At 73.3% G+C, this 16,532-nt stretch carries 20 protein-coding genes; 6 read left to right on the forward strand and 14 right to left on the reverse strand.

Features of this window, described 5'->3' with window-relative positions; genetic code table 11:
* Positions 1 to 328: 328 nt before the first annotated feature.
* On the forward strand, positions 329 to 796 hold the full coding sequence (locus AB0I16_RS32830) for an ATP-binding protein (protein ID WP_363253318.1): 468 nt from the start codon (positions 329 to 331) through the stop codon (positions 794 to 796).
* Positions 797 to 1,388: 592 nt separating this feature from the next.
* Complete coding sequence (locus tag AB0I16_RS32835; protein WP_363253319.1) at positions 1,389 to 1,841, forward strand: SRPBCC family protein; 453 nt, start codon at positions 1,389 to 1,391, stop codon at positions 1,839 to 1,841.
* 207 nt (positions 1,842 to 2,048) lie between these two features.
* Here AB0I16_RS32835 and AB0I16_RS32840 read toward each other — a convergent pair whose 3' ends face one another.
* A complete protein-coding gene (locus tag AB0I16_RS32840) occupies positions 2,049 to 2,522 on the reverse strand; it encodes a carboxymuconolactone decarboxylase family protein (protein ID WP_363253320.1) in 474 nt (157 codons plus the stop codon).
* 134 nt (positions 2,523 to 2,656) lie between these two features.
* Here AB0I16_RS32840 and AB0I16_RS32845 point away from each other — a divergent pair, with 134 nt between their 5' ends.
* Positions 2,657 to 3,343 (forward strand): ribonuclease H, encoded by a 687-nt coding sequence (locus AB0I16_RS32845; RefSeq protein WP_363253321.1) that lies wholly within the window; start codon positions 2,657 to 2,659, stop codon positions 3,341 to 3,343.
* A gap of 33 nt (positions 3,344 to 3,376) precedes the next feature.
* Here the strand turns inward: AB0I16_RS32845 and AB0I16_RS32850 are convergent, their stop codons facing one another.
* The 9 genes from AB0I16_RS32850 to AB0I16_RS32890 all read right to left on the reverse strand — a co-directional run bounded on the left by AB0I16_RS32850 (position 3,377) and on the right by AB0I16_RS32890 (position 9,452).
* A complete protein-coding gene (locus AB0I16_RS32850; RefSeq protein ID WP_363253350.1) occupies positions 3,377 to 3,562 on the reverse strand; it encodes a hypothetical protein in 186 nt (61 codons plus the stop codon).
* A 176-nt stretch (positions 3,563 to 3,738) separates the two neighbouring features.
* Positions 3,739 to 4,176: a hydrolase gene (locus tag AB0I16_RS32855; protein ID WP_363253322.1), complete on the reverse strand. Its 438-nt coding sequence runs from the start codon at positions 4,174 to 4,176 to the stop codon at positions 3,739 to 3,741.
* A gap of 134 nt (positions 4,177 to 4,310) precedes the next feature.
* A complete protein-coding gene (locus tag AB0I16_RS32860) occupies positions 4,311 to 4,760 on the reverse strand; it encodes a TIGR03618 family F420-dependent PPOX class oxidoreductase (RefSeq protein WP_363253323.1) in 450 nt (149 codons plus the stop codon).
* A 58-nt stretch (positions 4,761 to 4,818) separates the two neighbouring features.
* On the reverse strand, positions 4,819 to 5,241 hold the full coding sequence (locus AB0I16_RS32865) for a DUF6299 family protein (protein ID WP_363253324.1): 423 nt from the start codon (positions 5,239 to 5,241) through the stop codon (positions 4,819 to 4,821).
* A 141-nt stretch (positions 5,242 to 5,382) separates the two neighbouring features.
* Entirely contained in the window at positions 5,383 to 6,291 is a 909-nt protein-coding gene (locus tag AB0I16_RS32870) for an NAD-dependent protein deacetylase (protein WP_363253325.1), read from the reverse strand.
* Positions 6,292 to 6,670: 379 nt separating this feature from the next.
* The gene (locus tag AB0I16_RS32875; protein ID WP_363253326.1) at positions 6,671 to 7,216 is read right to left on the reverse strand and encodes a hypothetical protein; all 546 of its coding nucleotides are present in this window, start codon (positions 7,214 to 7,216) and stop codon (positions 6,671 to 6,673) included.
* A gap of 53 nt (positions 7,217 to 7,269) precedes the next feature.
* Positions 7,270 to 7,815 (reverse strand): EF-hand domain-containing protein, encoded by a 546-nt coding sequence (locus AB0I16_RS32880; protein WP_363253327.1) that lies wholly within the window; start codon positions 7,813 to 7,815, stop codon positions 7,270 to 7,272.
* Between the two features lie 109 nt (positions 7,816 to 7,924).
* On the reverse strand, positions 7,925 to 8,461 hold the full coding sequence (locus tag AB0I16_RS32885) for a hypothetical protein (protein WP_363253328.1): 537 nt from the start codon (positions 8,459 to 8,461) through the stop codon (positions 7,925 to 7,927).
* Positions 8,462 to 8,666: 205 nt separating this feature from the next.
* The gene (locus AB0I16_RS32890) at positions 8,667 to 9,452 is read right to left on the reverse strand and encodes a L,D-transpeptidase family protein (RefSeq protein WP_363253329.1); all 786 of its coding nucleotides are present in this window, start codon (positions 9,450 to 9,452) and stop codon (positions 8,667 to 8,669) included.
* 368 nt (positions 9,453 to 9,820) lie between these two features.
* On the opposite strand from AB0I16_RS32890, the gene AB0I16_RS32895 reads away from it, so the two are divergent.
* Positions 9,821 to 10,414, forward strand: coding sequence for a hypothetical protein (locus AB0I16_RS32895; RefSeq protein ID WP_363253330.1), 594 nt, complete (start codon positions 9,821 to 9,823; stop codon positions 10,412 to 10,414).
* On the opposite strand, the gene AB0I16_RS32900 is transcribed toward AB0I16_RS32895, so the two are convergent.
* The 3 genes from AB0I16_RS32900 to AB0I16_RS32910 are packed head-to-tail and all read right to left on the reverse strand — an operon-like array spanning position 10,365 to position 12,411.
* Complete coding sequence (locus AB0I16_RS32900) at positions 10,365 to 10,838, reverse strand: NUDIX domain-containing protein (protein ID WP_363253331.1); 474 nt, start codon at positions 10,836 to 10,838, stop codon at positions 10,365 to 10,367. The genes AB0I16_RS32895 and AB0I16_RS32900 overlap by 50 nt on opposite strands.
* Positions 10,839 to 10,878: 40 nt before the next feature.
* A complete protein-coding gene (locus AB0I16_RS32905) occupies positions 10,879 to 11,253 on the reverse strand; it encodes a VOC family protein (RefSeq protein ID WP_363253332.1) in 375 nt (124 codons plus the stop codon).
* A gap of 45 nt (positions 11,254 to 11,298) precedes the next feature.
* The gene (locus tag AB0I16_RS32910) at positions 11,299 to 12,411 is read right to left on the reverse strand and encodes an ABC transporter substrate-binding protein (RefSeq protein ID WP_363253333.1); all 1,113 of its coding nucleotides are present in this window, start codon (positions 12,409 to 12,411) and stop codon (positions 11,299 to 11,301) included.
* A 255-nt stretch (positions 12,412 to 12,666) separates the two neighbouring features.
* Between AB0I16_RS32910 and AB0I16_RS32915 the strand changes: the two genes are divergently transcribed.
* Entirely contained in the window at positions 12,667 to 13,761 is a 1,095-nt protein-coding gene (locus tag AB0I16_RS32915; RefSeq protein ID WP_363253334.1) for a winged helix DNA-binding domain-containing protein, read from the forward strand.
* 50 nt (positions 13,762 to 13,811) lie between these two features.
* Here the strand turns inward: AB0I16_RS32915 and AB0I16_RS32920 are convergent, their stop codons facing one another.
* A complete protein-coding gene (locus AB0I16_RS32920) occupies positions 13,812 to 14,195 on the reverse strand; it encodes a metalloregulator ArsR/SmtB family transcription factor (RefSeq protein WP_363253335.1) in 384 nt (127 codons plus the stop codon).
* A gap of 94 nt (positions 14,196 to 14,289) precedes the next feature.
* On the opposite strand from AB0I16_RS32920, the gene AB0I16_RS32925 reads away from it, so the two are divergent.
* Positions 14,290 to 16,284, forward strand: a complete 1,995-nt coding sequence (locus AB0I16_RS32925; RefSeq protein ID WP_363253336.1) for a heavy metal translocating P-type ATPase — start codon at positions 14,290 to 14,292, stop codon at positions 16,282 to 16,284.
* The last annotated feature ends 248 nt before the right edge of the window (positions 16,285 to 16,532 follow it).

The raw sequence follows: 16,532 nt of genomic DNA on the forward strand, positions 1-16,532 counted from the left end.
GGCAGTGCCTGCTGGGTGGGCGTGGGTTCGCTCTGCGTCGCCTGCGTCCGGCCCGGCACTGTCGCGGTGATCATCTGACCCGCCCCTTGTCTCTCGTGACCCATGTCTGCCCCCGTCCCCGTGCGCCTGCCCCGAATGTACGTACGCACACCTACCGGGGCCAAGAACCTCGCTCGCCGTGAGCGGGGAGCGTCGGCCGCCGCGAGGCGGGAGCCCCGGTCCGGGCGCGGACGGCGGGTTTGGGGTGCCGCCGACGGGGGACCCGGCCGGATCGCCCGGCCGCGGATTCCGCAGCGGATCAGGGGGTAAGCGGTCCGGTGTGATGCTCATGTGCGGACAGATCAAGGCAGAGCCGGGCGGTGTGGTGCGGACGGCGGAGGACGGCGGCGGTGAGCCGCTGGACGACGCGCGTCTCTCCGTCTCCGCGGCCATCGAGGGCAGCGAGGGGATCGCACGGGCGCGACAGCTGGCCCGCTCCTTCCTCGCCGACGCGCAGGACCGCGGGCTCCCTGTGTCCGGCAGTGCGCGGGGCGTCGTACCGCTCGTGGTCAGCGAGCTGGTGACCAACGCCTGCAAGTACGCGCCCGGTCTGTCGCTGCTCGCCCTCGAAGTGGTGGGCGGCGCCGTCCGGGTCAGCGTCTGGGACAGCAGCGCGACCCTGCCGACCGTCCTCGAACCCGACCCCGGCCGGATCGGGCAGCACGGCCTGGAGGTGGTCGCCGCCCTCTGCGACAGCTTCACCGCCGAGCGGGAGCCCCTGGGCAAGCGGGTGACGGCGATCATCTCCATGGCGTAGACCGAACTCCGCCGGGTAGACGTGTGCGGTCGGCCGGGAAGCGGCGCTGTGCCTGGGGAGGTCGCGCCGCTTCCCAGCCGTTTGGCGGTATGGGGCACATGCGTCGTGACGGGCCCGCCGCAGTCCGTGCGCCGGTGTGCGCGCCGGACATTTCAGCAGGTGGCGTGGGGTGCCCGCGGTCACCCGGTGCGGGACGGCCGCGATGGCGGCCCCCGTCCGGCGCGCTTACGTTGCATGCGAGTGAGCGGTGCCGCCCCTGAAATGCACAGGGAGCTGGTTCGTGTCGCCCCCCGTCACCTTGGGCACCCGGCTCGGACCCCCCGGAGCATTCGATGAGGAGTCACCGTGCAGCTGTCCTTCCTGCAACCGCTTTTCGACCGTCCCGGCCCGTGGGCGACCGTCTACTGGAAGGCACCCGGTACGCCAACGCCACGGAGATCGCCAGGGCTCTCGGCCGCGCCGACTAGGGTCGCGCGCGCCGGCCCGCGAGCAGGCACCACGCATCGATCACGCAGGGATCACGCATGGATGGAGCGATGCCGGGAACTCCCGACCATGTCCCCTCCGCACCACAGAAAGCTGAGGTAACTCCATGTCCAAGGTCGAAGAGTCCATCGAGGTCGACGTCCCGGTGAGCGCCGCGTACAACCAGTGGACCCAGTTCGAGACCTTTCCCGAATTCATGGACGGCGTGGAGCGCATCGAGCAGCGTACGGACACGCTCACGCACTGGAAGACGAAGATCGGCGGCGTCGAGCGCGAGTTCGACGCGGAGATCACCGAGCAGATACCGGACGAGCGCGTGGCGTGGACCACGACCGGCGGCGAGGCCAAGCAGGCCGGTGTCGTCACCTTCCACCGGATCGACGACGGCAGGACCAAGGTCATGCTGCAGCTCGACCACGACCCGAAGGGTCTGGCCGACTCCGTCGGCGACAAGCTCGGCTTCGTCAAGCGGCAGGTCACCGGTGACCTCAAGCGGTTCAAGCAGTTCATCGAGAAGCGCGACGGCGTCGAGACGGGTGCGTGGCGCGGCCAGGTGTAGAGCGCCGGGCCACCACGTCCGCCCGATCAGGGCCGGGCACTTCCGCGGAAGCGGGATGCCCGGCCCTGTGCCGTGTCGCGACCTCGTCCCCGACACGAACGGCACGGACGACGTGTTCCTTCGCCGTCCGCGCCGAGCGGACGCACGACGGACCGGCCACGTCCCCCGGCGACCGCGGCCCTGTCACGTCGGCGTCACGCCGCCAGGTCACCCGAACTGGCCGGGCTGGTATTCGCCCGCGGGCATCCGCAGCATCACGTTCCCGCGGTTGAAGGCGTTGATGAGGGTGATGCAGCCGACCAGGGCGGCGAGCTGGTCCTCGTCGTAGTGCTTGGCGGCGTTCGCCCACACGTCGTCGGAGACACCGCCGGCCGCGTCGGCGATACGGGTGGCCTCCTCCGTCAGCTCCAGCGCCGCGCGCTCGGCGTCGGTGAAGACGGTCGCCTCACGCCAGGCCGCGACGAGGTTCAGGCGCTCCGCGGACTCACCCGCGTGCACGGCGTCCTTGAAATGCATGTCGGTGCAGAAGCCGCAGCCGTTGATCTGGCTGGCGCGCAGCCTGACCAGTTCCTGTGTCGAGGCCGGCAGGGCCGTGTTCGCCAGTTCCTTGTTCGCGGCGATGAAGTGCTTGAAGACCTTGCCGAGGACCGGATTGGTGAAGGCGTTCAGACGTGCTTCCATGGTGCGCTCCCATGCCGTGGACTGCGGTTACACCCCTATGACGGACGGTCCCCCGGAGATGTGACACAGGAGTGTGTGACGTGGGTCTCGTCTCCGTGGCGGGGTCGGTCGTCGCGGGATGAAATCATCGGGGCATGTCTGACTTGATCATTGCTGCCTGTGACGGTGCGGCGAAGAAGAACCCCGGTCTCGCGGCCTGGGCGTGGGTCGTCGCCGACGCCGACGGGGTGCCGCGGCGCTGGGAGGCCGGCCCCCTCGGCCACTCCACGAACAACGTGGCGGAGCTGACCGCGCTGGCCGAACTGCTGGAGGCCACGGACCCCGCGGTGCCGCTCGAAGTGCGGATGGACAGTCAGTACGCGATGAACGCGGTCACGAAGTGGATCGCGTCCTGGAAGCGCAACGGCTGGCTGACCGCGGCGAAGAAGCCGGTCGCCAACAAGGATCTCGTCGTACGCATCGACGCCCTGCTGCAGGGCCGCGAGGTGACGTTCCGGCACGTGGCCGCGCACCAGGTGGACGGCGATCACCTGAACGCCATCGCCGACGTCGCGGCCAGCGACGCCGCGACGTCCCAGGAGCCCGCGGGCACCGCCCACGGCGCCCGGGAGATCCCCGAGCCCCGCCCGGAGCGCATGACCGAGAGCCGTGCGCCCCGGAAGGCCGCCACCGGCGCGAAGAAGCGGACCTCCGGCGGGGTGATCAAGGCCAAGTTCCCCGGCCGCTGCTACTGCCAGAAGCCGTACGCCGCCGGCGAGAAGATCGCCAAGAACGCACACGGCTGGGGGCACGTGGAGTGCCGGGAGTCCGCTGCCGGCTGAGCCGCTACGGGGGCGGGACGGGGCCGGGGCGTCTCAGTCCCACGCGTACCCGTCCCCGAAGAGCAGGGTGTGCTCCAGCACGTCTTCCATCGGGTCGTCGATCTGCCCGGTGTTGATCAGCGCCACCACCGGACCGGTGTGCGAGCCGCTGTGGTGGGTCTCGTCGGCGTGTGCCGCCTCGGTGGACAGGGCGACCGGCGCGGCGCACGCCGCCACCATGAGCGCCACACGGGTGGCCCGCTTCCAACTGCTCCTCATTGCCCGCTCCTTGATGCTCGTCACGTCAGCTGCTGCCGTTCCTCCCCGCTCAACAGCCGGACGGATCAAAAGGTCACCGGTGATCATACGAACGTGTGCCCGCCTCTCCCGCGTACCGACGGTCGCGACGGGACGGATCAGGTGCTCGCGGTCGCCCGCCGCGTCACCCGCTTGGCGCCGAGCATGACGCCGTAGCGTGCCCGCGCAGCGAAGTCGGTGAGGCTCCATACGGCGGGGCGGCCGACCTCGGCGCAGAGGTGGAGGACGGCGTCGTCGCCTGCCCAGACGCCGACGTGGGCACCGTAGGCACGGTCGGACGCGTTGAAGAGCACCAGGTCCAGCGGCTCCGGACCGGAGACACGCACGGTGGTCCGGGTGTCGTCCCACAGGTCGCTGGAGCGCAGCGGGGCCGGGGCGAGACCGAAGTGTTCGAGCACCGCGTACGCGAACAGCTGGCAGTTGGCTCCCGCCGCGAGGCCCGGCCGCTCGGCCACGGCCTTCGCCCCGGGGAAGCGGTCCCCGGCGTAGGGGACGGACCAGAAGCCGGCGGGCAGCCGGGAGGAAAGCGCATCCATGCCGACATGATGGCCGCTCGGCGGCCGGTCCCGCCGCGGCGCGTCGCCGCTCGCGCGGGGCAGGGCCGGAGGCGGAGCGGCAGCGGCGGGGAGGCCGGTCGGCAGCGGCGGGTGAACCGTCGCCGCCCCTCCGGTCATTCGCCCGCGGGGACGGGACCACCGGGCCGGAACCGCTCCACCCCGACGATGTGCCGCACCTTGGTCGGGCGCACGACCACCGCGACCCGCCGCTCACCCGGCATGAGCCACTCGAAGCGCTCGCTGCCGAGGTACTTCCGAGCGAGCCGGTCCATCCGCTCGTGCGCCTCCGCGCCCTCGATGAAGCGGGCCACCACGCCGCTGATCTGTACGCGGTCGAAGGGGTCGGTGGCGTCCGCGTGCGAGAGGTAGACGCGGGGGTCGCGCCGCAGGTTCTCCTCCTTCACCCGCCCCGCCGAGGTGTTGAAGGTCAGCTCCCCGTCCCCTTCCAGGTCCACCCACATGGGGCTGACCTGCGGTGCTCCATCGGCGAACACGGTCCCGACGTACCAGATGTTGGGGGCCAGCAGTCGGGCACGGACGGCTTCGTCAAAGGTCGCAGTCATCCGGGGAGGCTATCAACCATGATCGTCAAGGGGCGGCTCCGGGGAAACCCCGCGGCCCTCAGCCCTGCGTGAGTGTGACGTCCTGTCGCTGCGCGGCGTGGAAGCGCGGCAGCGGGAGACCGCTCTGCAGGTTGAGCTCCATCACCGTGGCCGTGACGGTGCCCGTGCCCTGCTTGAACCTGAAGGAGGGGCGGCCGGTGTTGGAGAAGGTGTGCGTCCGGCCGTCGCAGACGGCACGGGTGCCGCCGATGCTGTACCGGGTTTCCGGGTCGCCCTGGGCCATGGACGTGGAGACGAAGACGGGGCCGTAGCCGCCGGTGCACCGGTAGGTGCCGGACAGGGTGACGGTGCCGTCCGGGGCGACGCGGCCGGTGGGGTCGACGGTCACCGACTCGTTCGGGCCGGCGAGGGCGTCGGCTGCCGACGCGGTGCACAGGAGCAGTGAGGCGGCGATGACCGTGGTGACCTGACGCAAAGACATGGGGCCTCTTGACAGGGAGAGATGGATGGGAGGGCTCCATCTATAACCACACCGGGCGGGCCGGGCGGTTTCGACACGGCAGGGGCCGCCCGACTGGCCGCATGGCGCGTGCCGTGCGGGAACCGCGCCACCGCGGTGCCGCTACGAGGACTCGCTCGCCGTCTCGCTCTCGACGCGGACACCGAGCGTGCCGGCCACGGAGGTCAGCGTCGGGCCCAGGGGGAGCGCGACCCGCGTGACGGCGTACCGGTCGCCGCGGGTGGCGTCCCGGTTGACGATCACCACGGGCTTCCCGGCCTCGGCGGCCTGGCGGACGAACCGCAGCCCGGACATCACCGTCAGCGACGAGCCGAGGACCAGCAGCGACTTTGCCTCGCGCACCAGTGCCCGGCAGTGCTCGACCCGCCGCGGCGGAACGGACTCGCCGAAGAACACCACGTCCGGCTTGAGGATGCCGCCGCAGACCGTGCAGGGCAGCACCCGGAAGTCCCCGACCTGCGCGTCGGTGAGGTCGGCGTCACCGTCCGGGTTGATCCCCGCGGCCACCGGCGCGAAGTGCGGGTTGGCCTCCGCCAGGCGGTGGGCCAGCTCGCGGCGCGGGCTGCGGGCGCCGCAGGACAGGCAGACGACGCGGCCCAGGCTTCCGTGGAGTTCCACGGTGTCCTCGCTGCCCGCGGCCTGGTGGAGGCCGTCCACGTTCTGCGTGATCACGCCCGTCAGCAGTCCGTGCCGCGCGAACGCGGCCACGGCGCGGTGCCCCGCATTGGGGCGGGCACCGCCGAAGGTGCGCCACCCGAGGTGGCTGCGCGCCCAGTACCGGCGGCGGGCCGCGTGGCTGCCGGTGAAGTCCTGGTAGGTCATCGGAGTGTGCCGGCTCAGGCTGCCGCCGACCCCCCGGTAGTCGGGGATGCCCGACTCCGTCGAGATGCCCGCCCCGCTGAGCACCAGGACACCGCCGGGTGCCAGGACCTCCGCGACCGGCCGCGGGTCCGTCGTCCCCGGCGGCAGGTCCTCGTCAGGAGTCCAGCTCAGAGTAGGGCGCATACGCATGCCGCCAGGGTACGGAACACCGGCCGCCACCACGCGCCGGCCGCCGGGTCACTCCGCCGGGGGCGGTCGCGGTGCGGCCGAGGCCGGTGAGGAGCGCGGCCAGGCGCTGCGCCGGGACCGCGTCGGCCATGCGGCGCTCGACGGCGTGGCCGGCGGACCTCAGATGGTCGAGCCGGAGAGGCTCGCCGTCGCCCGGCCCGGTCGCCCCCGGGGCCTCAGAGCCCGTGTCATCACCCCGGCCAGGCGTCGCCGAAACGCCCACGTGGCTCCTCCCCCAGACCTGAAGGGCCTGGGGCCCCCATCGGGGACGCTCCGGCGCCTTGCGATCGCACGCACCAGACGCCGCACGCTGATCCGACCGGGGTGATGACACAGGCTCTCAACCGGAGAGTTCGGCCCGCCACGGCCGTGGCCAGGCGCCCGAAGGCGGCGGGTCTCCCGCGATGCCGAGGTCGCGGCGCGCGCTCTCGTAGAAGGCGTCGCGCGCCGCGCTGGCCAGCCGATGGGCCTTGGTCCACCGCTCGGCGTCGACCGGCCCTTCCCGTACGAGCAGTTCGATGGTCCAGACCGTCTCGTGCCAACGCCGCGCCGCAGCGATCGTCGCCGCGTCCCCGACGAGCAGAACCGACTCCCACTCCGTGGCCCGGTGGGACTCGGCCTCGGCGAGGAGGGGCAGTCCCTCGGCGGGCTGCAGGGAGTCCGTCACATCCAGGAAGCCGCGGGCGGCGCCGATGCGCTGGGCGATGCGCAACTGGGACTTGACGGCGTTGCCGTAACGCCCGTACGTCTCGAAGCGTCTTTCGTCCCACCGTTCATCGCGCTGCCGTCTCCACCGTCGGCGTTCGGTCAGGCTCTGCACCACGTACGAGCCGAACGTGCCGACCACGACGCCTATCAGCGCGGGCAGTTGTTCCACGAGCGACATGATTCCTCTCCCGGCCGGTCTTCTGTCGCCGCACGGTACCCAATGGCGCCGGTTCAGCTGAGGCCGAGGAAGACGCCGCCCGGCGTCGTGAGGTCGTCGTTGTACAGGTGGAAGGCGCTGAGGGACTTGGCCACCTCCCGCTGGGAGATGAAGGCGTCGCCGTCCAGGTCGAGGCGCCGGAAGATGGCCGCGGCGTCGGCGCCGGAGACCTGGCAGAAGTCCAGGTACCTGGCGAACTCGTCCCTGCTGATCCGCTTGTCGCGGTCGACGTCCAGGACGTTGAAGACGGCCCGCGCGAGGTCGTCGAGGAGCTGCGCGGCCCGCGCGCCGTAGCCCACGGCGCGGTGTGCCGCGACGAACTCGTCCATGGACAGCCGGTCCCGGCCCGGCGGCGCCTGCGCCAGCAGCCCCAGCCACTGCGTCCAGTACGCCCGCTCCAGCTCCCTGATCCTGGGGTCGCTCTTCGGCAGGCCGTAGCCGGCGACGTATCTGTCCACGATCCGCTGGTGGTCGTCCCACGTCACGAAGCCCTCACCGCCGGTGTCGAGGACGGTGAAGAGCCGCTGCAGCCGACGGGTGATCGGATCGGGCCTCGTCATGCGTTCCGTGCCTCTCGCTCGGTCTCGTGGAGCTTGGACGGTGAGGCGTGGGGCGTGGGGCCGCGGGCGGGCGCCTCGACGTAGCAGACGTGCGGCGGGCTCGAATGGTTCACCGCTGCCGTCGACGCGGCGCCGGAAGCGGCGGGGTCGCGTCGGGCAGCGGCAGGACGGCTCGGGCCAGTTCCCGCTCGACGCGCAGCGACAGCTGCCGCAGGGCAGCCCGGCCGGTGGTCAGGGTGCCGCGGTCGGCGCTGGTACGGGCGCCCGTCCGCAGGGCGTGCCAGAGAAGCGGGTCGGCGACGAGGAGACGGGGGTCGAATTCGAGGCGGTTGCCCTCGGTGTCGCGGAGGATGACGCGCTGTGAGACGCCGTCGTGCCAGGCGACCGACGTGAGCAGGCCGAGGTGGACGTGGTGACTGCGGACGAGGCCGTGGGAGGTGAGGAGACCCGCGGCGGCGGTGACGCGCGTGGGCCACAGGATGGCGAAAAGGACGACGCCGAACGCCGCCCACAGCACGGCCCGCGCGGCAGTGATGGAGGTCGCGACCGCGTCGACGCCCATGAGGAGGACGGGCAGCGCGGCGGCGATCCCGACGGCGTAGGCGGTGCCCTGTGCCCGGTTGCCGTCGTGCGTGCGCAGCGTCATCACTCGGCCGGCTCTCGTGAGTCCGATGGGGTGTGCCGGACGGTGCGCCGACGCGCGGCCTTTCCGGCGCCGCTCGGCCGCTCGGCCGGGGCGCGCACCAGGACGCGCCCTCTGTCTCACGTCGGGGTTGTTCCCGTACGGCGACGGCGGCGAACCCCCGGTGCGGAGTCGGTCATGGAACCGGGGGCGCGGACCCGCTGCGCGATCAGCGCAGCAGCTCCGCCCGGGGCCCCATCACGACGACGGGCCGGTGCTCCGGCTTCAAGAGCCGCAGCAACTGGCGCATCTGATCGCGTGGCAGCGCGACGCAGCCCTTGGTGGGCCCCTCGTGGTCGACGTGGATCCACAGGCCGCCGCCCTTCTCCTCTCCCAGCGGCCGGGACTTGTCGAGAGGGGAGGTCCCCGGACGGCGGTTGTAGTCGATGGCCAGGACGTAGTCGAAGGTGCCGTCGAGCGTCTCGCCGTAGATGCCGGTGCCCGGCTCGCGGAACTCCTCGCTGCGGTCGTACGGCAGCCGCGTACCGGGGTCGGGCAGCAGGCCGCCGGCGTCACGGATTCCGAAGACTCCGCTCGGGGTGCGAAGGTCTCCGGCCCGGTGGTCGCGGGTCCACCCCCGCACGGCGTTGCGGGCCTGCCAGGGTCCGGCCACGCGGCGCCAGCCCGTCGTGCCCTCACGGCCGTAGAGCGCGGCGGAGGCGTGGCTCGGCCTGGCCGCGGGGCCGCCGGTGACCACGAGGACCTGCCGGGTGCCGGGGGCGACGGCTGCCTGCGTCGCCGGGCCGAGGCCGGGAATGCGGGCGTCCGACCGGCCCCCGGGCCCGGGGGCACGGGAGCCGGCAGGAGAGGCAGGAGAGGCGGGGGAGTCGGGGGAGGGCGCGGCGGAGTGCGTGCGGGCCTGGGGAGCCTGCGCGCTGCCGCAGCCGGCGACGGCGAGGCAGCAGGCGGCGACGAGCACGGGCAGGCAGGTGCTGCGGACTGTGGGACGACGCATGGCGGGAATCCTCTGCGCGCCGCTGCGGAGGGCTCCGTGCGGCTGGCGGTTCGACGCGGATGCTTGCGTGCCGAGTATCGCCCGCGATCAGCCCGTACGCGTGGAGCCGAGCCGTGGACACGGCGTGGCCCGCGCACGGCTGCTCGACCGGTCGTCGCCGGGGCTCCGCGCGGCCCCGGCGGATCGCCGACGGACGGCCGAATGACCGAGTGGCGGCACGGCCGCATGCGGGTGGCCTCGGCCCATGCCCGTGTCCCCGCACCGGCCCCGCCAACCGGGGCACGCCCGAGTGCGCGGCCGGTATGGCTCCGGGGGGAGAGCGTGATCCGCCCGGATACTGGCGGCCGGCTGACCCGGGCGGGAGGACTGTGGACGAGCAGAGCGTACGAGGGGCCACGGCTCCGGCGCCCGGGGCGGCCCTTGCCGCGTCCGACCAGCCGGGTGTCGTCGGCATCGCGCTCGCCGCCGTGCTGACCGCGATGCTCGCGGAGGGTTCCTGGCAGTGGTTCGCCACGTACGTCGGGGTGACGCTGCTCGCGATCGTCTTCTGCTTCTACCGTCTGCCGAGGTGGACGCCGGGCCTCCGAGCGGCCTACGTCCGGCATCTCACGGTGTACGCACTGGTCGTCGGCCTGTGCGCGGCGATCGCGCTCGCGCCGATGCTGCAACGCTGGTCCTGGCTCTTCCCCATGCCGGGCACGCGCGCCGAATGCGGCGCGCTCGGCACCTATGAGGACCTCACGACGCGGGCAGCCCTCGCGGACCTGGCCGACCGCAGCCCCGAGGCCCTGGCCCACGCTCAGGCCGTCCGGAGCCACGCGGCCGCCGCCGACTGCCTGTCGGCCACGACGACGTTGTGGCTTCCCGTCTACGCCGCGGGGGCGGCTGTGCTGGTGGGGCTGGTCGCCGCGTTCAGTGCTGTACGAGGCCGCCGACCGGCAGGGGCTCGACGTGACCCGTGACGGGGGCGGTCCTGGCCAGGGCGAGGCCGATGTCGAGCAGTGAGGACCGGACGAGGCGGGGGACGTCGCCGACCGGGGTCCAGACCGACTCGGCGGTGTCGCCGTTCGGCTCGGGGCGGAGCTGCCCGCCGGTGACACGGACCTGGTAGAAGACGCCGACATTGTGGAGCTCCGGGCGGCCGGGCCGCCGGCGCTCCGCCGCGGGGACCACCCGTGAGTCCACGCCGAGCAGTCGCTCCACCACGGCGTCGAGGCCGGTCTCCTCGGCGACCTCCCTGACCACCGCGTCGAACGGGTCCTCCGCATGCTCGACCCGGCCGCCCGGCAGGGTCCAGACCATCCCGCCGTCCGGTTTCACGGCGTGGGCGAGCAGCACCCGCCCGTCCTCGATGCACACGGCGTACGCGGCCAGTCGCAGATCCATCCCGCCAGGCTAACCGGGCCTCCCGGTCGGGCAGCCGGGTTCAGGCCTTGGGCAGGAACAGGCAGAACGGGTGCCCGTGCGGGTCGCGCAGCACTCGTACGTCCTTCTGCGGCTGGTGCTCCTCCAGCGTCGCGCCGAGGGCGCGGGCCCGCTCGGTCTCGGCCTCCAGGTCGTCGACCCGGAGGTCCAGGTGGGCCTGCATCTGCTGCGAGCCCGGCCGCTGCGGCCAGACCGGGGGAGTGTGGTCGGTCTCCAACTGGAAGCTGAGGCCGGGCCGTTCCCGCTCCGGTGGCCGCAGCCGGACCCACTCCGGCCGGCGTTCCACTTCCTGCCAGCCCAGCAGGGCCCGGTAGAAGTCGGCCAGCGCGGGCGGGTCGGGGGTGCCGAGCACGAAGGCGCCGAGTGTCGTCGTCATGCCCTCACTGTGCCCCTGGCGGCCCATGCCACGCACCCGCGTACCTCAGCCCCTGTGGAGGACCCGGAAGCGCCCCGGTTCCGCCGGGTCCCGGTCGACGACCTGGACCGGCGGCCACGCCCACTGCCAGACGCCGATGCCCGGCGTACGGGAGAACCGGATGGGTCCGCGGGTCCCTTCGACCGCGACGCGCGGCCACGCCTCGGCCGTGCTTGCCCGGTCCGTGCCGTGGGAGCGCAGCACATCGGCGAGGACGGTGACCGTGTCGTAGCCCTCGAAGGCGACGAAGGACGGCGCCTCCGCCAGCCGTTCGCGCAGGGCGGCGTCGACGCGTGCGCCGAGGGCGGTCAGACGCTCGGGCAGATAGCGCAGGAACGGGACCGCCGCGCCGTCCTCGCCCAGGAGCCCCGCCCATTCGGCGAACTCCGGCTGCCCGGCCGGAGCGCCGATCATGACCCCGGCCAGACGCCGGTCGCGGCGGACGGCCCGCACGATCGACACGGCGGGCTCCGGCTGCCCGGTCAGGACGAGGAGAGCCGTGGCACGGGTGCCGGCGAGCCGGTCGCACACAGCCGCGGGGGACAGGTCGCTCACGTCGAGTTCGGTCACGGTGCCGCCGTGCGGAGCGAGCCGGTCCCGCAGGATGCGGGTCCCCGCCGCCCAGTAGACGCTCGACTGGGCGGCCACGGCGATGTGCGGGTGGCCCGCGCCGCGGAGGAAGTCGGCGTAGATCCGCCAGCCGTGGGACTGCGCGGGGCAGAGGCGCGCCACCCACGGGGTCGGTTGTTCGGTGAGCGCGTCCAACACCGCCGACGAGCACAGGAACGGCAGCCCGACGGCGTCGGCCCGCGCGGCGGCGGCGCGGGCCACGACGCTGTGGTACTCCCCGGCCAGAGCGGCCACACCCAGCTGAGCCAGTTCCTCCACGGCCGCCGCTGCCCTCTCCGGATCGGCCGCGGTGTCCCGCACCACCAGTTCAAGCGGCCGTCCGGATATCCCGCCGGTCGCGTTGACGTCGTGGACGGCCGATTCGAGACCGGCGAGCAGGTGTCGGCCCGCTTCGACCCAGCCGGGCCGCGACAGGGGGACGAGGGCGCCGATCCGGACGGCCGCTCCGCCGGTCGGCCCGGAGCCGGGTGACGAGGGTGGTGTACTCATGCGCTGGTGTCTCCGATGCGACGGTGCGTGCGCGCCGCGACATGAGGGCGCCCCGCGACATGCGGGCCACCGTACGCCACCGTAGGTGTACGGAAGTCGCGGACACTGCCTGACCGCATCTCCTGGGACGGTGGTGCCGTCGCCGAATCGAGCCGAAGACACCTCAGGAGCAGCCCGTATGCCCGTGACCGCCTTGTCCCGCCCGCCCCGACGGTGTGCCCTCCGGCCGGCCGAGGAGTACCCGGCGGTGGCGCGGTGACCGTCCTCGACACCCGGGCCCTCGGCCGCGCCACGCTCGCCAGGCAACTGCTCCTCGACCGCGCCGACATGCCGCCCCTGGCGGCGGTCGCGCACCTCTGCGGCCTGCAGGCGCAGGAACCGCAGGAGCCGTTCGTCGGACTCTGGTCGCGACTGCGCGGCTTCGCGCCGGGAAGCCTCGACGACCTGCTCGTCGAGCGCCGTGTCGTGCGTACGCATCTCATGCGCCGCACCGTCCACCTGGTCACCGCCGACGACACCCTGGCCTGGCGGGCCCGGCACGACGCGATGCTGCGCCAGCGGGTGCTCGGCGTCTACCGCCGCGACCTCGACGGCGTCGACCTCGCTGAACTGGCCGCCGCGGGCCGGGAGGTGCTGTCCGACGGTGAGCCGCGGTCCATGGCCGAGCTGACGCGGGCGGTCGCCGGCCGCTGGCCGACGACGGCGCCGCGCGCCCTGGGGGAGATGCTCGTCGCCGCGCTGGTGCCCATGGCGCAGATGCCGCCGCGCGGCCTGTGGCGCACCAGGGCGGGCGTGCGCAACATCCCGCTCACCACCTGGCTGGGGCGTGGCATCGCCCCGGCGGCCCCGGAGGGCTCCGACCCGGTCGGCCAGGCTCTGGTGCGGCGTTACCTGGCCGCGTTCGGCCCCGCGGCCACGGCGGATCTGCGCGCCTGGAGCGGCCTGGCCGGTCTGCCGGCCGCGGTCGCCGCGACCCGTGCGGAACTGATCACCTTCCGCGACGAGCGCGGCCGTGAGCTGCTCGACCTCCCCGACGCGCCGCGCCCCGACCCGGGCACACCCGCGCCGGTGCGGTTCCTGCCCGCGTTCGACAACGCGATCCTCGGCTACGACGACCGCACCCGTGTCATCGACGACGCCCACCGCGGACTGTCGGTCGCCGGGGAACGCGCCGTCCTCGTCGACGGCCGGGCGGCGGCGACCTGGACCGTGGAGGACGGCACCGTGGTGGTGACCCCGCTGCGGCGCCTCACGCGGGCGGAGCGCGACGAGGTGGCGGAGGAGGGGCGCTCGGTGGCGGCGTTCCTGTCGGACGGCGCGAGCGGACGCGTACGGTTCGCCGCCGCGTGAAGGGACGCGTGAAGGGACGCGCGGAAATCCGCTCCCTGCCGCGGTGACCGCTACTTCTCCGGAGCCGCGGCCTCGGGAGCCGCTGCGTCGGGCAGGCCGAGCCGGAGGTGCTCCACGTGGTGGAGCGCCTGGTCGAGGAGTTCGGCCACGTGGTTGTCGTGCAGGGAGTAGACGATGGAGCGGCCGTGCCGCTCGCCCCTGACCAGGCCCAGGTTGCGCAGCAGGCGGAGCTGGTGGGAGCAGGCGGAGGCCTCCATGTCGACGGCCTCGGCGAGGACGCCGACGGTGCAGGGGCCCTCCTGGAGCCGGGCCAGGATGTACAGGCGGGACGGCGTCGCCAGCGCCTGCAGGGTCGCGGCGACGTCGGAGACCCCCGCCGCGTCGAGCCGCTCACGCGCGGTGGCGTCTGTCCTGCTGTCGATTCCGTGGCCCATACCGGCCATCTTACCGATGACACATGAAGACCTGTTCAATTGTTCTTGTATGGTGGAGACGTCATCCCGCCCGCACCCGAAGGGTTGCTCCGCCATGCCTTCTGCCCTGGACCAGCGGCCGACTCCGGCCCCGGCGGAACCGCGCCCGGCGGCCCCGCCGCGCCGCCGCACCCGCACCCTGGCGCTGCCGGAGGCCCGCTGGGCGCTCGCCGCGCTGGTGCTCTTCCTGCTCGCCCTCCCCGCGTACCTCCTCGGCGCCCCCGCATGGCTGTGGGGCCCGCTGTTCGCGGCCACCTACGTCACCGGAGGCTGGGAGCCCGGCTGGGAGGGGCTGAAGGCGCTCAAGGACAAGACCCTGGACGTCGACCTCCTGATGGTGGTCGCGGCGCTCGGGGCCGCCGCGATCGGACAGGCCCTCGACGGCGCGCTGCTGATCGTCATCTTCGCCACCTCCGGCGCCCTGGAGGCCGTCGCCACCGCCCGCACCGCGGACTCCGTACGCGGCCTGCTCGACCTGGCGCCCGCCACCGCCACGCGCCTCGGCCCCGGCGGCACCGAGGAGACCGTCGACGCCGCACGGCTCGCGATCGGCGACGTCATCCTGGTCCGCCCCGGCGAACGCGTCGGCGCCGACGGGCGCGTCCTCGACGGGGCGAGCGAGATCGACCAGGCCACCATCACCGGCGAACCGCTGCCGGTGGCCAAGCGGACCGGGGACGAGGTGTTCGCCGGCACCGTCAACGGCACCGGTGCCCTGCGCGTACGCGTCGGACGCGACCCGTCGGACTCGGTGATCGCCCGGATCGTGCAGATGGTCGAGGAAGCCTCCGCGACCAAGGCGCCCACCCAGCTGTTCATCGAGAAGATCGAGCAGCGCTACTCCATCGGCATGGTCCTCGCGACCCTCGCCGTCTTCGCCGTCCCGCTCGCCTTCGGCGACGCGCTCCAGTCGGCGCTGCTCCGCGCGATGACGTTCATGATCGTCGCCTCGCCGTGCGCGGTGGTGCTCTCCACCATGCCGCCGCTGCTCTCCGCGATCGCCAACGCGGGCCGCCACGGCGTCCTGGCCAAGTCCGCCGTCATCATGGAACGCCTGGCCCAGGTCGACACCGTCGCCCTCGACAAGACCGGCACCCTGACCGAGGGCACCCCCTGCGTCACCGACATCCGCCCCCTGCCCGGCAGCGGCCTTGACGAGCACACCCTCCTCGCCCTGGCCGCCGCCGCGGAACACGCCAGCGAGCACCCGCTGGCCCGCGCCGTCGTCGGCGCCGCCCGCGAACGCGGCCTGCGCCTGGCCGCGGCCGAGGACTTCACCTCCGTGCCCGGCCGGGGCGTCACCGCCACGATCGACGGCCGCGAGGTCGGGGTCGGCTCGCCCGCGCTGCTCGCCGACCCGATGGAGCGCACGGACCTCGCCGGCCGGGGGTCCGGCGCCGGGCGTGCGGTGCGGGCCCTGGAGGACGCCGGACGCACCGCCGTCGTCGTACTGCGTGACGGTGAGCCGGTCGGGCTCATCGGCATCGCGGACCGGCTGCGCGCGGACGCCGCCGCCACCATCGCCGCGCTCACCCGGCTGACCGGCCGCACCCCCGTCCTGCTGACCGGGGACAACGAACGCGCCGCCGAACGCCTTGCCGCCGAGGTCGGCATCACCGACGTCCGCGCCCGGCTGCTGCCCCAGGACAAGGTCGCCGCCGTCAAGGCGTGGGAGGCCGAGGGGCGCCGCGTACTGGTGGTGGGCGACGGCGTCAACGACGCCCCGGCGCTGGCCGCCGCCCACTGCGGCGTCGCCATGGGCAGGGCGGGCTCCGACCTCGCCCTGGAGACCGCCGACGCCGTCGTGGTCCGCGACGAACTGACCGCGATCCCCGCCGTCGTACGGCTCTCCCGCACGGCCCGACGCCTCGTCGTCCAGAACCTGGCCATCGCCGCGGTGTTCATCGCCGTCCTCGTCACCTGGGACCTGGCGGGCACGCTGCCGCTGCCCCTGGGAGTGGCGGGCCACGAGGGCTCCACCGTCATCGTCGGCCTCAACGGGCTGCGCCTGCTGCGCGAGGCCGCCTGGCCGCGCGGCGCGGATTCCTGACGTGTCCCGGCCGCCGGGCGGGAGCAGGATTTCCGTCGCCCGGCACGCGCTGCTCCCCGTATTTCGCCGACCTGGGCCCATGAATATGTGAGACCGCGGTGTGAGAGTTTCACTGACCTGGCGGCAAGGGTTTTTGCCGCTCCGGGCAGGGGGTAATTTTCCGTCGCACACCGGCCCTCATTACGTGCTACTGTCGATCTCAGTTGCAGTTGTGGTTCCCGAGACTCAAGTGCCCTGGCCGGTCTCTC

This window comes from Streptomyces sp. NPDC050703 (genome assembly GCF_040654435.1).
GTDB lineage: Bacteria > Actinomycetota > Actinomycetes > Streptomycetales > Streptomycetaceae > Streptomyces.

Excerpts from the sequence above, each read along its gene's own strand:
- AB0I16_RS32920 (WP_363253335.1), bottom strand. The coding sequence starts at position 14,195 with ATGGGCCACGGAATCGACAGCAGGACAGACGCCACCGCGCGTGAGCGG.
- AB0I16_RS32900 (WP_363253331.1), bottom strand. The coding sequence starts at position 10,838 with ATGGATCTGCGACTGGCCGCGTACGCCGTGTGCATCGAGGACGGGCGG.
- AB0I16_RS32860 (WP_363253323.1), bottom strand. The coding sequence starts at position 4,760 with ATGACTGCGACCTTTGACGAAGCCGTCCGTGCCCGACTGCTGGCCCCC.
- AB0I16_RS32855 (WP_363253322.1), bottom strand. The coding sequence starts at position 4,176 with ATGGATGCGCTTTCCTCCCGGCTGCCCGCCGGCTTCTGGTCCGTCCCC.
- AB0I16_RS32890 (WP_363253329.1), bottom strand. The coding sequence starts at position 9,452 with ATGCGTCGTCCCACAGTCCGCAGCACCTGCCTGCCCGTGCTCGTCGCC.
- AB0I16_RS32840 (WP_363253320.1), bottom strand. The coding sequence starts at position 2,522 with ATGGAAGCACGTCTGAACGCCTTCACCAATCCGGTCCTCGGCAAGGTC.
- AB0I16_RS32880 (WP_363253327.1), bottom strand. The coding sequence starts at position 7,815 with ATGACGAGGCCCGATCCGATCACCCGTCGGCTGCAGCGGCTCTTCACC.
- AB0I16_RS32905 (WP_363253332.1), bottom strand. The coding sequence starts at position 11,253 with ATGACGACGACACTCGGCGCCTTCGTGCTCGGCACCCCCGACCCGCCC.
- AB0I16_RS32850 (WP_363253350.1), bottom strand. The coding sequence starts at position 3,562 with ATGGTGGCGGCGTGCGCCGCGCCGGTCGCCCTGTCCACCGAGGCGGCA.
- AB0I16_RS32830 (WP_363253318.1), top strand. The coding sequence starts at position 329 with ATGTGCGGACAGATCAAGGCAGAGCCGGGCGGTGTGGTGCGGACGGCG.
- AB0I16_RS32925 (WP_363253336.1), top strand. The coding sequence starts at position 14,290 with ATGCCTTCTGCCCTGGACCAGCGGCCGACTCCGGCCCCGGCGGAACCG.
- AB0I16_RS32865 (WP_363253324.1), bottom strand. The coding sequence starts at position 5,241 with ATGTCTTTGCGTCAGGTCACCACGGTCATCGCCGCCTCACTGCTCCTG.
- AB0I16_RS32845 (WP_363253321.1), top strand. The coding sequence starts at position 2,657 with ATGTCTGACTTGATCATTGCTGCCTGTGACGGTGCGGCGAAGAAGAAC.
- AB0I16_RS32835 (WP_363253319.1), top strand. The coding sequence starts at position 1,389 with ATGTCCAAGGTCGAAGAGTCCATCGAGGTCGACGTCCCGGTGAGCGCC.
- AB0I16_RS32910 (WP_363253333.1), bottom strand. The coding sequence starts at position 12,411 with ATGAGTACACCACCCTCGTCACCCGGCTCCGGGCCGACCGGCGGAGCG.
- AB0I16_RS32875 (WP_363253326.1), bottom strand. The coding sequence starts at position 7,216 with ATGTCGCTCGTGGAACAACTGCCCGCGCTGATAGGCGTCGTGGTCGGC.
- AB0I16_RS32885 (WP_363253328.1), bottom strand. The coding sequence starts at position 8,461 with ATGACGCTGCGCACGCACGACGGCAACCGGGCACAGGGCACCGCCTAC.
- AB0I16_RS32870 (WP_363253325.1), bottom strand. The coding sequence starts at position 6,291 with ATGCGTATGCGCCCTACTCTGAGCTGGACTCCTGACGAGGACCTGCCG.